This window comes from Novosphingobium lindaniclasticum LE124 (assembly GCF_000445125.1).
Lineage (GTDB): Bacteria > Pseudomonadota > Alphaproteobacteria > Sphingomonadales > Sphingomonadaceae > Novosphingobium > Novosphingobium lindaniclasticum.
Genome location: NZ_ATHL01000034.1, coordinates 1 through 20,644, shown reverse-complemented (window position 1 = coordinate 20,644; position 20,644 = coordinate 1). Strand labels below are relative to the sequence as shown.

The window sequence follows — 20,644 nt, the reverse complement described above, 5'->3', positions numbered from 1 at the left end:
CGTGAGCGGCGCGGCGGCGCACCCTGCGCAGGGCGATCCCGTGCACGGCCATCTCGTGCACGGCCACCTCGTGCACGGAATGGGCACGGCGCTGGAGGCGCCCGCCTGGCCGGCAATCACGGACGAGGAGGCCGAAGCCGTGCTGGCGCGCTTTGTCGGCGCCGGGCACCTGGCGGCGCTGCGCTGGCATTCGCCGCGCCCCTTCTCGGCCGCGACGCTCGTCGAGACCGATCGCGGCACGTTCTTCCTGAAGCGGCACCATCACCGGCTGCGCAGCCCTGCGGCGCTGGCAGAGGAACATGCGTTCATGGCCCACCTTCGCGCGGCAGGCCAGCCGGTGCCGGAAGTGATCGCGGCGCGGGACGGCTCCCATTCCGTCACATGCGGCGATCAGGTCTACGAACTGCATGCCCGGGCATCCGGCCGCGACCTCTACCGTGACCGGCAATCCTGGACGCCGTTCTTGTCGCATGGCCATGCCTATGAGGCAGGCGCCGCGCTCGCCCGGCTGCACCGCGCGGCCGGCAACTTCGCAGCCCCGGCGCGAGGCGCGCATCCGCTGGTTGCCAGCTTCTCGATTCTGCCCTCGTCCGATCCCCAGGCAGCGGCACAGGCCTATGTCGCGGCTCGCCCGGCGCTCTCCGCCTTCCTGGCCGGCGGGTCCTGGCTTCAGGAACTGTCCCGCCTTTTCGCGGCGCTCGGCACAGGACTGGCGGCGCGGCTTGCTTGCCAGCCTCCCTTGTGGAGCCATGGCGATTGGCATCCTTCCAACTTGCTCTGGTCGGCCCAAGGTGCCGTAAGCGCGGTATTCGATTTCGGATTGGCCACGAAGACCTGCGCACTGCACGATCTTGCCACCGCGATCGAGCGAACGGCCATTCCGTGGCTGGACGGCGACCCCGTGCCCGACGCGGCAGCGGCGAACGCCTTGCTGGCGGGCTATGGATCGGTCCTTCCGCTGTCGCGCGTGGACATAGCCGATCTCGTCGCCGTGCTGCCGCTTGTCCATGTCGAATTCGCGCTGTCGGAGATCGACTACTTCGCCGGGATACTCGGCGACAGGGATCAGGCCGAACTGGCCTGGCAGTCCTATCTCATAGGTCATGCCGAATGGTTCCTCTCTCCCACCGGGCAGAGTTTCTTGCGAGAGCTGGGAGGCCGAACAGCGGCATGATGTCGTGGCTGGAGATCATCGCCGTTGCCGTGAGCTTTCTCGGCATCTGGTTGACGGCACGGCGCCAACTGCTCTGCTGGCCGGTCAATCTTGCGGCCTGTGCGCTCTATTTCAAGCTGTTTCTCGATGTGCGGCTCTACTCGGACATGGTGCTGCAAGCGCTGTTCGGCCTTGCCATCCTTTATGGCTGGAGCGTCTGGGCGCGGGGGCGGAACGCCATAGGGGAAGTGGTCGTCAATCCAATGCCGCCCATGCGCGCCGTTGCAGGTCTCGCCGCGGGCACGGCGGGAGCCCTCGCGATCGGCTGGACGACCAGCCGTTACACCGACGCTGCGCTGCCCTGGATGGATTCCGCGCTCAGCAGTTTCAGCCTGGTGGCGCAATATTGGACGGCACGGCGCCATGCGGCCAGCTGGCTGCTGTGGATCGTGGTGGACGTGCTCTATGTGGGCATGTTCGTCATCAAGGAACTGTGGCTTACGGCCGGCCTTTACGCCGCCATGGTCGGCCTTGCCGTGACGGGGTATCGTCGCTGGCAGCGGTCGCGCAGGGAAAGCTGATGCGACCAGACGGCGGTCCACTCACGCACCGTGCCCGGAAGGCGGTGAGCATGGCGTTGTACCGGCAGCTTCATGGCATTTCTGAACGGCGGGTCCAGCGAGAACCGCTCGGTAGTGATCAACAATGCGGGCAACCCAATCATCCGGCGTATTGCAAAGGCTCAGGTATCCGGCGTGACCGGCATGAGACATCCGGCTGATGCGATCGTCGTCCCCATGAAGATCGAGCAGCGCCTGCGCGAACCTGTCAACATCGCCAGTGTCGATGGAAAGTCCGAAGCCGCGCTGCGCCACTTCGCTTGCGATCAGCGCGCGGTGGTTGATGATGGCCGGCGCGCCTGAGCCGATCGCCTCCAGCGCGACCAGACCGAACGGTTCCGCCCATCGGCTGGGCATGACCGCCACCCGCGCTGTGGAGATGGCCTGCGCCATGCCTTGGCGATCCTGCCGCCCGAGAAGCACCGCAGCGGGATTGAGCTTCCTGACGAGATCCATTTCGCTGCCGTCACCCACGAAGGTAATCGGAATGCCGGCGCGCGCGGCAGCGGCAGCAGCCAGGTCCGCTCCTTTTTCCTTCGATATTCTGCCGATGAACAGAACGCCGAAGTTTCCTTCCGCCCGAACGCGGTGGGCCGTGAGCGGCGTGACCGGATTGCGCACCGCGGCCAGCTTGTCGGAAGGCCAATCCGCCAGCTTGAACGCGTCGGCTTGACCGGGATGGATCAGCAGCATGCGATTGACGTTGGTGCCGCCGGGCAGAGCAATCCGCCGCGCCGTTTCACGGGCCGACCGCCAGAGTTTCTGCGCATAGGAAGCCTTGTCGCACTGACGAGTCAGACAGGACCGGGAGAGGGGAGGCAAGGCACAGTCTTCCTCTCTGGCATAGTCGAAGAAGGCGCCATTGGGACAACCGTTGAAATAGTCATGCGCGTGCAGGATCGTGCGCTGCGATACCTGGCGCAGCGCGCCGAATATTGCAGGGGTCAATATCTTCGACCAGCCATGAAGGTGGTAGACCGTGCCGGGGGTATCGTGCCGTGTAATCCATCGGCGCAGGCGCAGGAACGAGGGTGGGTTGATGAACCCTGACGTAAACGCACCCAGGCTGGATCGTTCCAGCAGTGCCTTGCCGTGAAGCGGGATGAACTCCACGTCACCCCGGTGAAAATTTCGGCCGTCATCGCCTGCAAGGAAAGTGACGGGCAGATCGCGCGCTCGCAGCCCGTCCAGAAGAATCTGGACCAGATGCGAAGCCCCCCCCAGCGCTTGGCTATAGTCGTGCAGCAGCACGACCCGATCTATACGGGGCTGCGTCATCGACCGCGCCGTCAAAAGAAGCGCGGACCGATGCGGATGGTATCGCCCGGGAGAACCGCGGCTCCGCTGTCTAGTCGGTATGCTTGTTCCTGACCATCCTTCGAATGCCTTACGTAGGCCACGTTCCGGTTCGCGCGATATGTAAAGCCTCCGGCCTTGGCGACCAGCGCGAAAACCGACATGCCTTCCGCAAACGTGTATTCGCCAGGCTTCTGGACCTCTCCCAGGATGTAGATGGGGCGGTACGTGACGATATCCAGGGTGATCCTTGCATCGCGCACATAGCCTTCGCTGAGCAAGGCCGTCAGTTCCCGCCGCATGTCAGGCAAGGTCTTGCCGGCGGCCTTGATCGTCCCGGCAAGCGGCAGCACCAGATTGCCTTCATCATTGACGACATATTCCCCGGAGAGGTTTTCCTCGCGATAGACATCGAGCTTGAGCCGGTCGCCCGGTGCCAGCGTCTGTTGAACCAGGCCGACACGGGGCAGTTCGGTCTTCGGCGGCGATGCGCAAGCCGAGATCAGACAGCCCAAAGCGAGCACCAGGGATCGTTTCACCATCAAATCTCCTGCAAAAGAAAATGCGCGCGTCATCAGGCGACACGTCCGATGGAAGCACGAAGACCTTTGAGTGCATCGATGATGCCGCTATCGAACACTTCGGGTGCAAACCGGCGTGCGTTGGCCGTCGCCACTTCGGGTTGGAAGCAAGGAAGCCATCCTTCGAACCGGCGGATAGCGTCGCAAAGGGCCTCAACCGTCTGGTCACGGTAAAATAGGCCCGTCTGCCCATCGACGATGGAGTCCGTAACGCCGCCTCGACCGAACGCGATCACCGGCCGCCCGGAGGCGTTGGCCTCGACGGGAACGATCCCGAAATCCTCCTCCGGCGTAAACACCAGAGCCTTGGCTGTTGCATAGGCCTGCTTCAGTTCGTCGAAGGACAAGTGTTTGCGAACTTCGACATTCCGTCCCGCTCCTGCGGCGATGGTCTTGTACATCTCGCCGTCCCCCACCATCAACGCGGGCACTCCCAGCCGATTGAAGGCTTCCAGGGCGATGTCCGCGCGCTTGTACGGCGTCATTTGGCTGACCCAGAGATAGCGGTCGCTGAGCTGGGAAGACGGGCGAAAGGAATCGACCGCGACCGGCGGATGAACCACGGCGGCATCGCGCCCCCATGTCTTGCGGATGCGGCGCTGAACGAACGAACTGTTCGCGAGGATACCGTCGATCCGTCGGGCCGAATTGACATCCCATTGTCGAAGGCGGTGGAACAGGGACGGCATCATCAGTCTGCCGAGATTGCCGGCGGATGACTTGTAGTCGTGATAGTGATCCCACAAGTACCGCATGGGCGAGTGACAGTAGCAAAGATGCAGCGCATCTGGATTTGCAATGACGCCTTTTGCCGGGCCTGACTCGCTGCTGATGATGAGATCGTAGTCCCGCAGATCGAGTTCCTCCAGCGCCATAGGCATGAAGGGCAGGTACTTCTGATAATGCTTTCGCGCGCCCGGCAAGGTACCGATGAATGTCTGGCGAACGTTCGCGGAGCGGATCTTCTGAGATACGCGCTCCGGCACATAGACATGGGTAAAAATATCTGCGTGGGGAAACAAATCCAGGAGACGCTCCAGCACGCGCTCTCCTCCGCGCATGGATACCAACCAGTAGTGGACCAGGGCTACGCGCCGAAAGTGCGGAGCGACGCGCGTCATGAATAGTACCCGCGATAATTCTTGTAAAAGCTGGATATATCGCTCCCGCCGAAGCGAACCTGCTTTTTCATGTCCACTTTGTTGAGCACGATCCCCAGCCCTTTCAAAGCTCGGGGAGGCAATTGCCGGATAGCCGCCTTGACCACGCGGTCCATCGTCTTGCGCCAATGCACGACTAGGACGACACTGTCGGTCCGCGACACGATCTCACGCGATTCCGCGATCGGCAGGATGGGCGGGCAGTCAAGCACCACCACATCGAACTCCTCGCGCAGGCGGGCGATTACGCGGTGTAATCGGCCTTGTTCTGTCAGTCGCTCACCTTTTGGAAAGGGCCGGGTGATAGGGAGTATGCGCAAGGACGATTGCTCATCCGGATAATGAGCAATGTCTCTGCTTTCCGAGTGAAGCGCCTCGTAAAGGCCGGGCCCGCCGTCGATCAGGCCGAACCGATCGCTCAATTGTGCCCGGATCACGTCGCAGTCGATCACGATCACGCGCTCGTTCGCAAGGGCCAGCGACCGGGCGAGGCAGGCCGCGATCGTCGATTTCCCTTCCCCCGGCAAGGCCGAAGTTATGGCGATGACTTTGCTCGATCGCGCGCCCGACTGGCGAATGGAAACGATGACATTGCGCAAGGCTTCCGAGAATGCACCGTTGGAGTGGTCGCGAACGGTATCCAGCGGCGTTGCCGAGTGCGGCTCTACCGAGCGGTGGGAGGGGATGAAACCCAAGGCGCGGAAGCCCAGCCGGCTCTCGATATCGTCGAGCGTGGTAAAGCCATGGTACGACAATTCGGACAAGACCGCGATCATAGCGCCCAGAAGCACTCCGACCACGAAACCCAGAGCGAGATTGATCGGAAGCTTCGGAGAAATCGGGAGTATCGGTACATTGGCGGCAGAAACCAGGCGCGCCGTCGGTTGCTCGGATCCGGTGCCGGCGACCACGGAATTGTAACGTTGGAGATAGGATTGATAGAGAGCCTGCGTAGCCTCGGCCTGTTTTTCCAGATCGGCCAGTGTCACCAATGCCGTGTTGTCCGAGCTTAGTTGCGAGCGGGTGCCGCTGCGGCTGGCAAGCAGTGAAGAAAGGCGCTGCGCCGATGTGTCCGCCGTGCTTTCCAGCGCCTTGATCGATCGCGTGACTTCGGCGGCGATCTGACGGTCTATGTCGGCGATCTGCTGGCGAACGGTGATCAGGTCGGGATTGTTGTCGAAGTAGCGCTGAGAAAGATCGCGCTCCTTTAGGACCAACTGCGCCCGTTCGCTACGAAGCGAGGTCACGACCGAGGATGTTACGCCCTGCCCTACGCCGTTGGCGCCGCCGGAGTGCAACTGTCGGCGCGCCCTGGAAAGTGCCGCTCCGTCTCGCGCCGATTCCGCGCGGGCCTGCGCGATCTGTTGATTGTAGGTGGATATTTCCTGCTCGCTCAAGCTGGTAGCCGCCGAACTGAGCAGGCCGGTGCGGATGCGATAGCTTTGCACTGCCGCGAAGGCGTCATTCGCAGATTTGCGCAGTTCGTCGACCCGGCTTTTCAGAACCCGCGCTGCGGTGGCATTGTTTCTGCCAAGCTCGCGCGCGTCGTCCGTCGTATAGAGCCGGGCGAAGGCGTTCGCGACTTTCGCGGTCCTCAGGGCATCCTCATCCGTATAGGAGATGCGCAGGTTGTACGACTCGCCGATGCGAGCAACGCTCAACCGTTTCAGCAGATAGCTGATCGATTTCTCGCGCAAAGCCGCAGGATCGACGCGTACGCGCTGGGCCCGATCGCCTCGCCCGATCGCCATGGATGCCAGCAGATTGTCCATGGCGGATCGCGGCGCAGCCACATCCGCGACGAATGCACGGTCGGCGGTCAAACCCGTAGCGTCGAGAACCTGCGCCGCCATCTGCCGTGAGGTGATCAACTGGATCTGAGTTTCGACATCTTCCGATCGAACCGGGGCCGGAACGCCGCCGTCTTCTTCGAGCGGCACGACCTGCGTCGGCGCCGTGATCATCACGACGTCCGCAGTCGACGAGTATATGCGCGGCAAGGCCGTAGTCCAAAGCAGCGCCACCAGGACACATATTGCCAAAGTGAGGAAGAAGGCCTCTCTCCTTCGCCGCATCATGGCGAAGAGATAGCGCAGGGTTATTTGGTCCTCGGAGTACCGATAGGCTTCGGCGCTTCCCCCGATGACCTGCGGAACCGCACCGGCCTCTTCATAGATCGCGGGTAGGTTCAAGCGATGCACTCCTTGCTGCGATAATAGGTCATGGGGTGACGGAGATGCCGATGCCCGCACTTGCGGAAGTGAAGGCGCCGACAAGCGGCGTTCCATCGACGTTCTGGTGGATGAACTCGAGGTATCCGCCGATGGAGAGCAGCGGGGACATCCGATATTCTGCGTTCAGCTTGACGCTCTGTCGGCGCGTTCTCGTGTCCACCTCTCGATATCGTCCGTTTTCGTAAAAAGCCGAGAGGCTCAGGCGCAAATTTCGAAGAGGGTCGTAGTAACCCGTAAGCGTTGCCCGATCGGTCAGGATGCCCGCGACCTCCCGAAAGCCGCTGTTCTGAAACGAGCGGTTGGCCTGGAGACGCAGCGTCATCAACGGGGTGACGAACCATTGCAGATCCGCTGCGAAAGTCCCCCCGGAAAAGTCGCGGTAGATCGGCAGTTCGTAGCTGAGCGACTGGTAGCCGACTCCGATCTCGCCAGTGAGCAGAGGCGTCAAAGATCCCTTGAAACCCACCATGACGGCCGCGCCGCGCGCGTCGCGGCGGATACTGCGGGGCGCGGAGGTCGAATGGATGTTGGAAAGAGAGCCGGAGGCGAAACCGGCGACCATGCCGGAGAAGTCGTAGCTGATCCGCACATTGGCGCGAGTGGCTTGCGTGTTCCTGAAGGACTGGCCGACTTGCGAACCGCTCGCCAGGGATAATGGCGCGTAATGAAGCTCTTGGTAGTTGACGGACGGAGCGATGCGCACGCGGCCGAGGTCCATCTCCACGCCAAAGGTGCCGTTGAGCCTTTGGTAGCTGACCGGTTCCGCGGCATCGGCGACGGTGCCGACGCTGCTGCGCGGTTCGATGAGGTTTGCGAAACCGGCCGTTGCGGTCAGCCGGCCGATGGTCGATAATTCCACATCACCGTCCGCAGTCATGTCGAACTCCTTGCTGTCTTCGGACTTGAAGGTTGCAAAACGGCGCAGTGTGCCACGGGCGCCGAGGTCGAGCCGATGGGGCGAGAAATCCGCTGTCATTTGCAGCGCGGGCATGACGAAAAGCATCGCATCGGATCTGGCCTCGGGCCGGTTGAAGACGTTGGTGGAATATCCGCCGAGCACCGACAGAGCGGGCTGCACGGCCAGGATGCCGATACGGACAGGTTGGGATCGAAAGTCCGGTTCGATACGCGCGCCGGCCACATCGCTGCGTTCCAGCTGCGGCGAGATGATGATCGATGTGCCGGACCCTACGGCTTGCGCGAGCGAACTGCTTGACCCCATGACCATGCCGCACGTCATCAGCCCTCCAATCATGTAGCGCATCAACACGGCCTCTCAATCATGCGGGCGTAAAGGAAAGCCGGACAAGCCGCTTTTTAAAGGTCGCGTTTCAGGAGGAGTGGGTGCCGGTCGACGATGATCCTGGCTTGGTCGAGACAGCACCGATAGGTAATTGTTCAAGAAGATCTACATATCGGAGCTCTACTGAAATTCGTTGGTCCCTTCATATCGGATTACTCGCGAAGTGCGCGTCTGATTTGATCCGAAAGGGGACGAACTATATATTGCAGGATCGTTCGCTGCTCTGTCTGGATGAACACTTCTACCGGCATTCCCACGGAAAGCCGGGCGTTTTCCAGCTTTGACAATTCTGCATCCGAAATGGCGATTGTCACCGGATAGTAGGCCTCGTTCGTGGCTTTATCGACGGTACGATCGGCCGCGACTTGCAGGACGGTGCCGGCAAGTTCGGGCGTTGTGCGGGCATTGAGAGCGGTGAAGCGCAGATGCGCGGTTTGACCTTGAGAGACTTTGTCGATGTCCGTCACACGGACATGCGCGCGAACGACCAGACGATCGCGCAATGGGACGATCTCCATCAGCGTCTCGTTCGCGCGCACTGCGCTGCCTAAGGTTCTTGTCAGAAGCTTGTCGACTATCCCGTCCTGCGGAGACCGGATGACGGTGCGATCGTTCTGGTCGCTTGCCACAGCGCTTTCCTTGCGCAGCTCCGAAACGGCACTTTCGACCTGGGCCAATTCCAGGGCGGCTTCATTTCTGGCATTGCTTTCCACGGAAGCGATCTGCGAACGAAGTTCGGCGATGCGCGCCAGAGCGCCGGCGACGCTCGATCCTGCCGTCGATCTTTGTGCCTCCACGCCGACCGCTGCCCGCTCGAGGGCATTGAGACGGTCGAGCGTGGTCAGCCTGCTGTTATAGAGCTCGCGGGTCTGTTGCAGTTCCTGGCGAACGAGAGACGACTGCCGTTTATAGGCGCTCTCCTGGCCGTTGAACGAGGCGATTTCCGCTTCCGATTGGGCAATGCGCGCACGAAGTTGCCGGACCTGAAGCGCTCTTGCTTCGCTGGCCAGCCTGAAGCTGCGGCGTTCATCTGCCATGATGATGCCGACCGAGCGATCGCTTTGCTGGCGAGCTTGCAGTTCCGCTGGGAAATCGACCGCCGTCGCCCCGGCCTGAACGGCGCGCAGTCTTGCCGCCTTGGCAAGGAGTTGGCTCAGGCCCAAGCCCGTATACTGATCCACCGCGCCGGAAACGCGGCCGTCAAGCCGGATGAGTGGCTGTCCTCGGCGAACGGTATCGCCGTCCCTGACCAGTATTGCAGCGGCCACGCCGCCGAATGGGTGCGATATCTCTTTGATATGGCTCTCGACCGTGACTTCTCCGGGAGAGATGACGGCCCCTGCCATCGGCAGGAAGCCGATCAGGCAACCGGTTCCCACGACCAATATGGCAACAGAAGAAAGCCCCAACTTGAACAGGCGCGACAGTCCGGCGTCCCGGTCGGGAAATAAGGGTTGCGGGATTGCGGCAGCCTGTATGGCAGGGCGGGACAAGTGCATTGCGTGGTTCAATCTTTGTATCCCGCACCGGCATCTGCGCTTTCGGGCAGGGCTTTGCCCGGCCTTGCTTCGTCTTTGCCTGTTTGAAGAGCTTCCGGACCCTGCGCACCGGTGTCCCTTGTGGCCGCCTCCTTGCGCTGCTCGGCCGGGCGAAGCGGGCGCACACGATCTTCGAATTGCGCGCGCGTCTCGAAACGTTCGATACGGCCGCTGTTCATGACCATGATATGGCTGACGTTGGCGATCACGTTCGGGCGATGAGCGATGACGACGACGATCCCGCCACGCTCTCGAACCGCCATGATCGCCTTGCCTAACGCCGCCTCGCCTTCATGGTCGAGGTTGCTGTTCGGTTCGTCGAGGATGACGAGGAAAGGGTTGCCGTGCAGCGCGCGGGCCAAGGCGATCCGCTGCTGCTGACCGGCGGAAAGTCCTGCGCCCTGAGCACCGATGAGATAGTCGTAGCCGCCCGCCAGCCTGACGATCAACTCGTGGCAGTCGGCTGCTTGCGCCGCACGGATGATCGCGTCCCTGTCTGGTGGTTCGCGAAAGCGGGCGATGTTCTGGGCAATCGTGCCTTCCAGAAGCTCGATCGACTGGGGCACATATCCGACGATATCCGCGATCTGATCGGCAGGCCACTGGTCCAGCGTCGCCCCGTCGAGCCGCACCGATCCGCGAAGCACGGGCCACACGCCGCAAAGCACCCGCGCCAGCGCGGTTTTGCCGGATCCGCTACGCCCAACGACGGCCAAAGCGTCTCCGCTCGCCAGGGCGAACGTCACATCCGCCAGAGTGACCCGCTGCGTGCCCGGCGGCGCGGCAGCAACTGCGCGCACCTCCAAGCTGCGGCAAGGCGGCTCCAGGCCCATGGGGGCGATCCTCCGGGGGAGAGCATCGAGCAAGTCCTTCATGCGGGACAGGGCGAGCCGTGCGGCGATCATGGCTTTCCAGTTGGAGATGACCTGCTCGACCGGTGCAAGCGCGCGGGCCGAGAGGATCGACCCTGCAATGATCACCCCCCCCGTGGCGCTGCCTTCGATGACGAGAAAGGCGCCCAGCGCAAGCGTCGCCGATTGCAGCAACATGCGAAACGATTTCGTGACCCCGCTCAGGGTGCTGGAGATGTACGAGAACCGTTCGTTGGCCTGAAGATATTCGCTTTCGAGTCTGTCCCACTGGCGTCGCCTTGCGCTGTCCATCCCCAGGGCCTTGAGCGTTTCGGCATTGCGCCGGGTCGTTTCGGCGAGGGCATAACGGCTGGCGGAGGTGCGCATCGTAGCCTGCGCCAAGGGGGCCGTGACCCGGTTGTTGACGAGCATGAGAATCACGAGGACGGCAACGCCGAGCAGCGACAGAAGGCCGATGCTCCAATGGAAAATGCTCAGCACCAGAAGATAGACGACGATCCATGGCAGATCGAGGATCGCCAGCGGACCGGGCCCTGAAAGGTAGCTGCGTACCGTCTCCGCGTCGCGAACGATCTGCGTACCCTGGGGCATCGGGCCGCGCGCCAGTTCATAGCGCGAGATCACGTCGAGGACGCGCTCGCTCACGGATTTCATGAAGAAGGATCCAAGATGGACCATGATGCGCCCGCGGGTCACGTCCAGCAGAGCTTGGAACCCGTAGGCGACGATCACGAGAACCAGCAGGCTGACGAGCGAAGGCACGCTTCGGCTGGGCAGAACGTCGTCGTAGACGAGCAGCATGAAGAACGAGCCCGACAGCAGCAGAAGGTTATAGACGCTGCTGATGACAAGGACGGGCGCCAGCGCTCGCCTTAGCGGCGAAATGGCCGCCTTGAGTTCGGAAGACAGGCGAAGGGCGAAGATGGTCATGGCTCCCTCGGTAGATCGCAGGACGTTTCTGCTTTTGGCTAAGCATGGAGGATTCGTTCCCGTCAGACTTGCTCGGGGCAGTTTCGCGGTTCCCCCGAATACGTCCTGTCTGGAACAATCTCCCGCTGCATTAGACCACCTGCGCAGATAGACCTCTAGCGCGATTAGATCAGTTTTGGCGCGTTCAGCCTGGCGGTGAATTCCAGTCGTGACAGCAATCTAAGGGGAAATACTTGTCGCAATGGCGCCGAATTAGAGGCGGATGCCTGCTGACCTTCGTTCTCGTCAGTTCCGCGGGACATGCCGAGACGCTGGAGGACGCGCTGACCGCTGCCTATCGGAACAATCCCTCGCTGGAAGGCGCGCGCGACTTGAGCCGCGCCGCGGACGAAGGCGTGGTCCAGACCCGAGGCGCCTATGGCCCCACCTTGAGCCTTTCCGCTCAGCACGAATATACAGACGCCCGGATCCGCGGCGGCCTCACATCCTCACAGGACGAAGGCTTTGGCACAACGGCGGAATTGGCGCTTTCGCAGCCTCTCTTTACCTCTGGCCGGCTTTCCGCGGCTGTCGATGCCGCAACGGCAAACAGCCTGGCCGTTCGCGCGAAGCTGGAAGAGGCGAACCAGCAGATGATTTCCGACGTGGTGACGGCCTATGTCTTCCTGCAAAGGGATATCGAACTTTATGCCGTGGCTTCAGAGATCTATCAATTGTTGCTAAGGCAACGGGATCAGACCCTTTCACGCTATCGCCTGCGCGATTCGACTGCGCCTGATGTGGACCAGACTTTGAACCGCCTTGAATTGGCGGCGGGCCGTGTGATTTCATCACGGGCCGACGTCCTGGTAAGCGCGGCGCGGTATCGCAACCTCGTCGGACGCTATCCCGATAGTCTCTCGCCTTTGCCGGCGCTGCCGCATCTGCCGGTGTTGGAGACGCTCTACGCGCAAGCGGAAACGTACAATCCCACGCTCGCGGCTTCCAGGTTCGCCGAGACCGGGTCACGCGCGGCTGTCGCTACCGCGCGGGCGGAGATGATGCCGCAGGTGAGCGGTTATGCTTCGGCCCTGCGGGCACCGATAACGCCCTACCAGAACAGGTACCGGCAGGAATCGGTGTCGGTCGGAGTGAGAATGAACATGCCGCTTTACACGGGGGGGCAAATGTCTTCGGCCTTGCGCGCGGCGAAGGACCGCAACCTTGCGGATCAGCAGTTCGTGGAGCAGGCCCGGCGCGAGATGCGCGAACGCCTGGCGGCAGATTGGTCGAGGCTTGAAGCGATCGGAGGATCCTTGCCCCGGTTCGACGCGGCGGTCGCCGCGGCCGAGCGTGCGCTGGACGGTGTCGAGCGTCAGGAGACTGCGGGAATTCGAACGCTGCGCGACGTTCTGGACGTCACCAACGATCTGCTCTCGGCGCGGACGGCCGCCGTTCAGGCCCGATCGGATGCCTATGCTCTGCACGTCGCCGTTTTGCGAGACGCGGGTATTCTGCGGATCGACATGTTTTCACGTGACCGTGCTGACGATCCCAACATGCGGCCGCGCGGGCAGAGCAAGGCCGCGGGCTTGCCGTTACGGCCCCTGCTTGAGCCCTTGGACCGCCTTGCCCAGACCGCCTCGGTGCCCAAAGCCAGGGTGCAACTCGAGTACGCCCTTGAATTCGAGGGGCTGAAGGGTAAGGAGGTGCCTCTCCAGCCGGTATCGAATGGTCCCTTAACTGAATCGGCGCAGTGAACAGGTGGAATGCACCAGCTTGTCCTCCAATGTGGACCAGTTCATGCCGAGAAGGCGCGAATCCGGATCCATCGACGTCTTGCTGCTGGACGGCTGAATCGACAGGGTGGAGCCGTCCGATCCGCGCTCCGCGGCGATCCAACTCCACCGCAAGGTCGTCTATGATGAGGGAAGCACTGTTCCTGTGGATTGCGAACCATCTGCCGAAAGGGCGGATCGGTACGCGGGCGCGCCATGAGGCGCTGCGGTGGGCCGGGCTGAGGCTGTCTTCCAAAGTCATAGTCATGGGGCCCGTCACTATAACCCCGCCCGGTTCCGGAGGACGTATCGCCATCGGGTCGCGATCGTTCCTGAATGCCAACGTCCGGTTTGGCGGGGAAGGGGGGATCACCATCGGCCGCTTCGCGCAGATCGCACCCGGGGTCGCTTTCGAGACGAGTTCGCATGAACTCACATTCGAACACGGTCGCAGCCGTGCAACGGTGACGGCACCGGTCGTCCTGCAGGACCATGTCTGGATCGGTGCAGGCGCGATCATTCTACCGGGAGTTACCATCGGCCGCGGCGCCGTGGTCGCTGCCGGCGCCATAGTGACACAGGACGTGCCGCCAAAAACTTTGGTGGGCGGCGTTCCGGCTCGGTTCTTGCGCGACATTTCAGAGCGTGTTCCATGAACGGCGCTGGAGTTGCAGGGTCGCGGATGAAGCGCCCCTTGCGCGCACGACTATGCTCGGGTCAGCGGGATTGCAGCCCTTCCCGGTCAATGACCCGATCAATGGCTTCGCGCATTTTTGCAGGTTTCCAGAACGAGCGATTGACCGGCGACCAAAGGCTTTTTTATGAACGCTATCCCTGACGGCAGCCATTTCCGTGTCGCCGTGGTCGTGGCCAGCCTCGGTCGGCCGCAACTCGTGGCGCAGATGCACCATCTCATGCAGGAGCAGACCTGCCGCCCCGATCTGCTGGTCTTTTCCGTCGTCAGCGATGCCGACATTCCGGCAGGCTACCAGGACCAACCCGATGTCCAGGTGCTGCGCGGCGACAAGGGCCTCTGTGCGCAACGCAATCGCGGCCTGGATCACCTTGGCGATCGCTACGATCTCATCGTCTTTTACGATGACGATTTCGTTCCGTCCAAGGACAGCATCGACCGTATCAAACGGTTCTTCGCCGCTCACCCGGATGTGGTCGGAGCCACGGGCAATGTCATTCGCGATGGCATAAAAGGACCGGGCATTCCCCTTGATGTAGCTCGAGACCTACTCGCAAAGCACGAAAAGAAGGATTTCAGCCCGAACTGCATCGTTACCAGCCTTGAAGGGCTCTACGGCTGCAACATGGCCTATCGTGCTTCCGCTATCGGAGAATGCCGGTTCGACGAGCGGCTGCGTCTTTATGGATGGCAGGAAGATATAGACTTCGCGTCTTCGCTGTCGGCCCGAGGAAGGATCGTCAAGACTTTCGCCTTTTCCGGGGTTCACCAAGGGGTCAAGTATGGCCGTACCTCCGGAGTGCGGCTAGGCTATTCCCAGGTGGTCAACCCGATCTATCTTGTTCGCAAGGGCACTATGTCGATCGGCTTCGCAGCGCGACTGATCGTTCGCAATGTCCTGGCAAATCATGCCCGGGCGCTCAGGCCTGAGCCTTGGATCGATCGAGCTGGACGCACGAAAGGCAACTGGATTGCCGCTCGCGACATCTTGCTTGGACGGGTACTGCCGGAACGGATCGAAGCTCTGTAAGTCGTGGAGTGCGCCGAATAGGGTTCAGCCAAGATCTATCCGGGTGAGGAAATCGGGTCCGAGGCAGTGACTGCAAAGCCGTCGACATTCAACGATCCTCGTGTTTGGCTGGTCCGCACGCCTTGTCGCTTCGGATCGACAAGGCGGCGACCGCAGGAAAGCCACATAGCGTCGTAGTGTTCAACAGCCTTCAATCCCGCGCTGCCTTTGCGAAAATGGCGACGGCGGCGAAGCAGAGCAGGGGTAGGACCAGCGCGATCTGCAGGTCGGATCGCTCGCTGACCAGGCCCATGAGCGGGGGGAAGACCGCTCCGCCTATGATCGCCATAATGATCAGCGAGGATCCCAATGCAGTGCCTTCGTCCAGGTCGCGGATGCCCAGGGCGAATATCGTCGGGAACATGATGGACATGAAGAAGCTGGCCAGTCCCAGAGCGGCCACCGCCGCGCCGCCCCCCAATGTCATGGCCAGGACCATCAGCCCCGCATTGCAGAGCGCGAACACCCCCAGGAGCCGTGTCGGCCGTATCCGGTGCATCAGCCCGGCGCCGACGAAGCGGCCGACCATGAACAGCAGCAGGCTGCCGGAGAGGTAGAACGCGGCCGTTTTCTCCGGGGTGTCGGGCATGAGATGCTTGACGAAATCGACGAAGTAGCTCCAGATCCCCACTTGCGCCCCGACGTAGAAGAATTGCGCGACCACCGCGGCCCTTAGCTGGCCGTTGCGCACCACTGCCCGGAGATGCCCTCCGCCTTCCGTGAGGCCGGTGTCCTGCGCGACGGTGGGCAGGCGCACTTTGGCCAGGGCCAGGCCCAGGAGAATGACGAGCAGGGCCAGGACCAGGTACGGTCCCTGGACCATCGCGGCCTCCGACGCGCGGTAGAGCTGGAGCTGAGCCTCGGACATCGCGGCGATCTGGTCGGGGCTGTGCTCGACGCCCGAGAAGATGAAGATTCCTCCCACCAGCGGCGCCATCACCGCGCCGAGGCCGTTGAAGGCCTGCGCCAGCGTCAGCCGCTGCGAAGCGCGCTCGGGAGAGCCGAAGCGGGCGATGAAGGGATTGGCGGCGGTTTCCAGGAATGCGGCGCCGGAAGCCAGTACGAACAGCGCCAGCAGGAAAGCGCCGTAACGGTGCAGTTCGGCAGCCGGATAGAACAGCAGCGCTCCGGCGGCATAGAGCCCCAGCCCCAGGAGCAGGCCCGCGCGGTAGCCGAAGCGTCGCAGCAGGAGTCCTGCGGGAACGGCCCATAGGAAATAGGCCAGATAGAAAACGAACTGGATGAACCCGGCTTCGGTGCGGGAGAGTGCCAGGGCTTTCTGAAATTGCCGGATGAGGATGTCGTTGAGGTTGTTCGCGAGAGCCCAGGCGAAGAACACCGCCGTGACCAGCGCGAAACCGGCCATGAATCCCGGCGTGACGAAGCGCCCTCCCTGCGGCTCCTCCGCCATGTCCGCGGGAATTCCTGGTGCAGGCATAGTCATTCCCATCCAGCGTTCCTCTCCGTTTGCCGTGTCGGGCTTTTGCCCATTGTGTCGCGGACTTCGGCCTCCAACAACGTCTTTCAGCGGGCGCTGCCTCGCTACACGGCCCGGCCTTTTTCAGGCTTGTTCTTTTCAAATCTGACGTTAGTTTTCACATATAGAATACGCTGTCAAATGCGATAGCGGCTGGTGGGAGCGGTATTGTGGGGATCGACGGACGCATCGATGCGCATCAGCATTTCTGGCGATACGCGCCGGAAGACCATGCCTGGATCGACCCCGCTTCGGTGCTGGCGCGGGACTACGGCCCGCAAGACCTCGAAAAGGCGTTGCGCGCTGCGGGCTTGGCAGGCTCGATCGCCGTGCAGGCTCGTGAGAGCGAGGAGGAAACGCTCTGGCTGCTCGAGCTTGCCCAGACCCACCCCTGGATCGCCGGTGTGATCGGCTGGACGGATCTCACGGCGGATCGCGCGGCGAATCGCATCGCGGCCTTGGCGGCGGCGCCGAAGCTCCTGGGTTTTCGCCATTTCGTGCAGGCGGAGCCGGACCCGCTCTACCTGCTGCGCGCCGATTTCCAGCGCGGCATAGGCGCGGTACTGGCGGCAGGCCTGACGTACGACCTGCTGATCCGCGCGCCGCAGCTGGAACACCTTCCCGCCTTCCTCGATGCGGTCCTTACGGTGGGCGAAGGGGCGATCGTCATCGACCATGGCGCCAAGCCCGCCATTGCCGAAGCGGAATGGGAGCCGTGGGCGGGCCGCATCGCCGCCGTCGCGCGGGACTATCCGGTGTTCTGCAAGCTCTCCGGCCTGGTTACCGAAGCGTGCCATGCGGATTGGTCGGAACGGGATGTGCTGCGGTACATGGACCATCTTCTCGACCGTTTCGGTGCCGACCGGCTGATCTTCGGTTCAGATTGGCCGGTGTGCCAACTCGCCGCCCCTTATGCCCGTGTGCATGCGCTGGTCGAACAGGCGGTCGCGCAACTCTCGGCCGAGGAGCAGGCGGCGATCTGGGGCGGCAACGCCCGGCGCGCCTACCGGCGCCTTGCCCTGCAGGACCAGGGAGAGGCCGTCCCATGATCAGCGCGTTCGTCCCGATGCTCTGCGTCTGCCCCAGCCAAGCGTGCCGCACAAAGGAACCATCATGAGACTTGCCGGAAAGAAGGCTGTGGTCACGGCCGCCGCGGCGGGGATCGGCCGGGCCATCGCGGAGCGCTTCGTGGCCGAAGGTGCCGAAGTTCACGCAGTGGACCGCGACCCCGATGGCCTTGCCACCCTGGTGGAGGCGATCTGCCATCTGGCGGACCTCACCGATCCTGCGGCGATCCCGGCGCTGGCGGAGAGCACGGGGGACTGCGACGTCCTGGTGAACTGCGCCGGGATCGTCTTCTCCGGTACCGTGCTCGAATGCACCGAGACACAGTGGGCGGCCTCGCTCGATCTCAATGCCACGGCGATGTTCCGCATGGTCAAGGCTTATCTGCCGGGGATGACGGCGCGGCGCTCGGGTTCGATCGTGAACATATCCTCCGTGGCCTCTTCGATCATCGGCGTCCGCAATCGTTTCGCATATGGGGCGAGCAAGGCGGCGGTGATCGGCCTTACCAAGTCGGTCGCCGCCGATTTCGTGGCGGAGGGAGTACGCTGCAACGCGATCTGCCCCGGCACGGTCGAGAGCCCTTCGCTGCGCGCACGCATGCAGGCGCAGGCCCAGGCCGACGGCGCAAGCTTTGCGGACACCCGGGCCGCTTTCGCGCGCAGGCAGCCGATCGGCCGCCTTGGGCGCCCGGAGGAGATCGCCGCGCTTGCGCTCCACCTGGCATCGGACGAAAGCGCCTTCACGACCGGTACGACGGCCGTGATCGACGGGGGATGGACGGTAGAATGACCCGCATCATCGGCTTGCGCACGGCGGACGTCCGTTTCCCGACCAGCCATGCGCTGGACGGGTCGGATGCCATGAATCCCGATCCCGACTATTCCGCCGCTTATGTCGTCCTCGAAACTGACGACGGCTTGGAAGGCCATGGCCTCACTTTCACGATCGGCCGCGGCAACGAGATCTGCGTCGCGGCGATCGAGGCCCTGCAGCCGCTCGTCGTCGGCCTCGATCTCGACGGGGTGCGAGAGGATCCCGCCGGCTTCTGGCGCCATGTGACCGGCGACAGCCAGCTGCGCTGGATCGGTCCCGACAAAGGCGCGATGCACCTGGCCACCGGCGCGGTGGTGAACGCCGTGTGGGATCTCTGGGCGAAGGCCGAGGGCAAACCGGTGTGGCAGCTCGTGGGCGAGATGAGCCCCGAAGAGATCGTGCGCTGCATCGATTTCCGCTACATCACCGACTGCATCACGCCGGAAGAAGCGCGCGAATTGTTGACCGCGCGTGCCGAGGGGAAGGCCGGGCGCCGGGAGCGGCTGATGGCGCAAGGCTATCCCTGCTACACGACGTCCGCGGGGTGGCTGGGCTATTCCGACGACAAGCTGCGCCGTCTCGCCCGCGATGCGGTGGATGCCGGGTTTCGTCACGTCAAGCTCAAGGTCGGTCGCGATCTGGAGGACGACATCCGCCGGCTGCGCATCGCCCGAGAGGCCGTCGGGCCGGACTGCCGGCTGATGATCGATGCCAACCAGATCTGGGAAACGGATGAGGCGATCGACTGGGTCAAGGCGCTCTCCTTTGCGGAACCGTGGTTCATCGAGGAACCGACCAGCCCGGACGATGTCGAAGCGCACCGCGCCATTCGCCGGGCGATCCACCCGATCCGCGTGGCGTCGGGCGAAATGTGCCAGAACCGGGTGCTGTTCAAGCAGTTCATCATGCGCGGCGCCATCGACGTGGTGCAGATCGACAGTTGCCGCATCGGCGGCGTCAACGAAATCCTGGCGGTCCTGCTCATGGCCGCCAAATACGACTTGCCGGTCTGCCCCCATGCCGGCGGCGTCGGCCTCTGCGAATATGTGCAGCACTTGTCGATGATCGACTATCTGTGCTTCTCAGGCACGATGGAGGACCGAGTCATCGAATATGTCGATCATCTGCACGAACACTTCGTCGATCCCTGCGTGATCCGCGATGCCGCCTACATGCCGCCGCAGCGGCCGGGCTTCTCGATCGAGATGAAGCCGCAATCCATCGCGCATTATCGGGTGGACTGATGGACCTGGAACTGCAAGGCAAAGTCGTGGCGGTGACCGGGGGCGGTGCCGGTATCGGCGGGGCGGTGTCCCTGGGCTTGGCGGCCGAAGGCGCGATCCCGGCCATCCTCGGACGCAGTTCGCTGAAGCCGGAGTTCGAGGAACGGGTCCGCGCGCTCCAGCCCGAAACGATCTTCCTGCAGGTCGATCTCACCGACGACGCGGCCTGCGCCGCCGCCGTGACGCGGATCGCCGAAGCGAGGGGCGGCATTCACGGCCTGGTCAACAATGCCGGCGCCAACGACGGCGTGGGCCTGGAAGCGGGGACGGCGGCGTTCATGGCTTCCGTCCAGGCCAATCTCGCGCATTACTACGGCATGGCCCATCACTGCCTGCCTCACTTGCGCGCCAGCAAAGGCGCGATCGTGAACGTCTCTTCGAAAACGGCGGTGACCGGGCAGGGGGGGACCAGCGGCTATGTCGCCTCGAAGGCCGCACAGCTTGGCCTGACTCGCGAATGGGCGGCGGCACTGGTGGCGGACGGCATCCGCGTGAATGCGGTCGTGCCGGCGGAAGTCATGACGCCGCTTTACGCGCGTTGGATCGACCGTTTCGACGATCCCGAGGCCAAGCTGGCGGAAATCTCGCGCCGCATTCCGCTGGGGCGGCGCATGACGACTGATCGCGAGATTGCCGATACCGTGCTGTTCCTGCTCTCGGCAAGATCGAGCCATACCACAGGACAATGGGTGTTCCCCGACGGCGGCTATACCCATCTTGACCGTTCGCTCGGCTGATTGCGGTTCTAGTCATCTGGAACTAAAGTAAGCTTCATTGTATGTTGTGTGTGCGACAA

Annotated in this window: 17 protein-coding genes; 9 read left to right on the top strand and 8 right to left on the bottom strand. The window is 62.9% G+C overall.

Annotated features, from left to right (window positions below; translation table 11 throughout):
• Window positions 1–79: 79 nt before the first annotated feature.
• Both L284_RS28770 and pnuC read left to right on the top strand, forming a co-directional pair.
• Window positions 80–1,174, top strand: a complete 1,095-nt coding sequence (locus L284_RS28770; protein ID WP_031341524.1) for a phosphotransferase enzyme family protein — start codon at window positions 80–82, stop codon at window positions 1,172–1,174.
• On the top strand, window positions 1,174–1,734 hold the full coding sequence (gene pnuC, locus L284_RS28765) for a nicotinamide riboside transporter PnuC (protein WP_021232747.1): 561 nt from the start codon (window positions 1,174–1,176) through the stop codon (window positions 1,732–1,734). Before L284_RS28770 ends, pnuC begins: the two co-directional genes overlap by 1 nt.
• A 21-nt stretch (window positions 1,735–1,755) precedes the next feature.
• Here the strand turns inward: pnuC and L284_RS28760 are convergent, their stop codons facing one another.
• From L284_RS28760 to L284_RS28730, 7 genes are all read right to left on the bottom strand, one after another.
• The gene (locus L284_RS28760) at window positions 1,756–3,051 is read right to left on the bottom strand and encodes a glycosyltransferase family 4 protein (protein WP_021232746.1); all 1,296 of its coding nucleotides are present in this window, start codon (window positions 3,049–3,051) and stop codon (window positions 1,756–1,758) included.
• A gap of 11 nt (window positions 3,052–3,062) precedes the next feature.
• On the bottom strand, window positions 3,063–3,611 hold the full coding sequence (locus L284_RS28755) for a polysaccharide biosynthesis/export family protein (protein WP_021232745.1): 549 nt from the start codon (window positions 3,609–3,611) through the stop codon (window positions 3,063–3,065).
• 32 nt (window positions 3,612–3,643) lie between these two features.
• Window positions 3,644–4,711, bottom strand: coding sequence for a glycosyltransferase (locus tag L284_RS28750; protein WP_327194200.1), 1,068 nt, complete (start codon window positions 4,709–4,711; stop codon window positions 3,644–3,646).
• Between the two features lie 56 nt (window positions 4,712–4,767).
• Window positions 4,768–7,098, bottom strand: coding sequence for a GumC family protein (locus tag L284_RS28745; protein ID WP_081673888.1), 2,331 nt, complete (start codon window positions 7,096–7,098; stop codon window positions 4,768–4,770).
• Window positions 7,031–8,308 carry an outer membrane beta-barrel protein gene (locus L284_RS28740; RefSeq protein WP_021232742.1) on the bottom strand — a complete coding sequence of 426 codons (1,278 nt, stop codon included), beginning with the start codon at window positions 8,306–8,308 and terminating at the stop codon, window positions 7,031–7,033. Before L284_RS28740 ends, L284_RS28745 begins: the two co-directional genes overlap by 68 nt.
• 191 nt (window positions 8,309–8,499) lie before the next feature.
• On the bottom strand, window positions 8,500–9,858 hold the full coding sequence (locus L284_RS28735) for an HlyD family type I secretion periplasmic adaptor subunit (RefSeq protein ID WP_235054297.1): 1,359 nt from the start codon (window positions 9,856–9,858) through the stop codon (window positions 8,500–8,502).
• A complete protein-coding gene (locus L284_RS28730) occupies window positions 9,855–11,687 on the bottom strand; it encodes a type I secretion system permease/ATPase (RefSeq protein WP_021232740.1) in 1,833 nt (610 codons plus the stop codon). The genes L284_RS28735 and L284_RS28730 overlap by 4 nt, the downstream gene beginning before the upstream one ends.
• Before the next feature lie 233 nt (window positions 11,688–11,920).
• On the opposite strand from L284_RS28730, the gene L284_RS28725 reads away from it, so the two are divergent.
• From L284_RS28725 to L284_RS28715, 3 genes are all read left to right on the top strand, one after another.
• Window positions 11,921–13,426: a TolC family outer membrane protein gene (locus L284_RS28725; RefSeq protein ID WP_021232739.1), complete on the top strand. Its 1,506-nt coding sequence runs from the start codon at window positions 11,921–11,923 to the stop codon at window positions 13,424–13,426.
• 164 nt (window positions 13,427–13,590) lie between these two features.
• On the top strand, window positions 13,591–14,100 hold the full coding sequence (locus L284_RS49000; RefSeq protein WP_031341517.1) for an acyltransferase: 510 nt from the start codon (window positions 13,591–13,593) through the stop codon (window positions 14,098–14,100).
• A gap of 246 nt (window positions 14,101–14,346) precedes the next feature.
• Window positions 14,347–15,168, top strand: a complete 822-nt coding sequence (locus tag L284_RS28715) for a glycosyltransferase (protein ID WP_235054300.1) — start codon at window positions 14,347–14,349, stop codon at window positions 15,166–15,168.
• A gap of 190 nt (window positions 15,169–15,358) precedes the next feature.
• Here L284_RS28715 and fucP read toward each other — a convergent pair whose 3' ends face one another.
• Window positions 15,359–16,618, bottom strand: a complete 1,260-nt coding sequence (gene fucP, locus L284_RS28710; RefSeq protein WP_021232736.1) for an L-fucose:H+ symporter permease — start codon at window positions 16,616–16,618, stop codon at window positions 15,359–15,361.
• A 236-nt stretch (window positions 16,619–16,854) separates the two neighbouring features.
• On the opposite strand from fucP, the gene L284_RS28705 reads away from it, so the two are divergent.
• The 4 genes from L284_RS28705 (at window position 16,855) to L284_RS28690 (ending at window position 20,585) form a co-directional block, all read left to right on the top strand.
• Window positions 16,855–17,733, top strand: coding sequence for an amidohydrolase family protein (locus tag L284_RS28705; protein ID WP_021232735.1), 879 nt, complete (start codon window positions 16,855–16,857; stop codon window positions 17,731–17,733).
• A 64-nt stretch (window positions 17,734–17,797) separates the two neighbouring features.
• Entirely contained in the window at window positions 17,798–18,541 is a 744-nt protein-coding gene (locus L284_RS28700) for an SDR family oxidoreductase (RefSeq protein ID WP_031341515.1), read from the top strand.
• On the top strand, window positions 18,538–19,809 hold the full coding sequence (locus L284_RS28695) for an L-fuconate dehydratase (RefSeq protein ID WP_021232733.1): 1,272 nt from the start codon (window positions 18,538–18,540) through the stop codon (window positions 19,807–19,809). The genes L284_RS28700 and L284_RS28695 overlap by 4 nt, the downstream gene beginning before the upstream one ends.
• Entirely contained in the window at window positions 19,809–20,585 is a 777-nt protein-coding gene (locus L284_RS28690; RefSeq protein WP_021232732.1) for an L-fucose dehydrogenase, read from the top strand. Before L284_RS28695 ends, L284_RS28690 begins: the two co-directional genes overlap by 1 nt.
• Window positions 20,586–20,644: the final 59 nt, after the last annotated feature.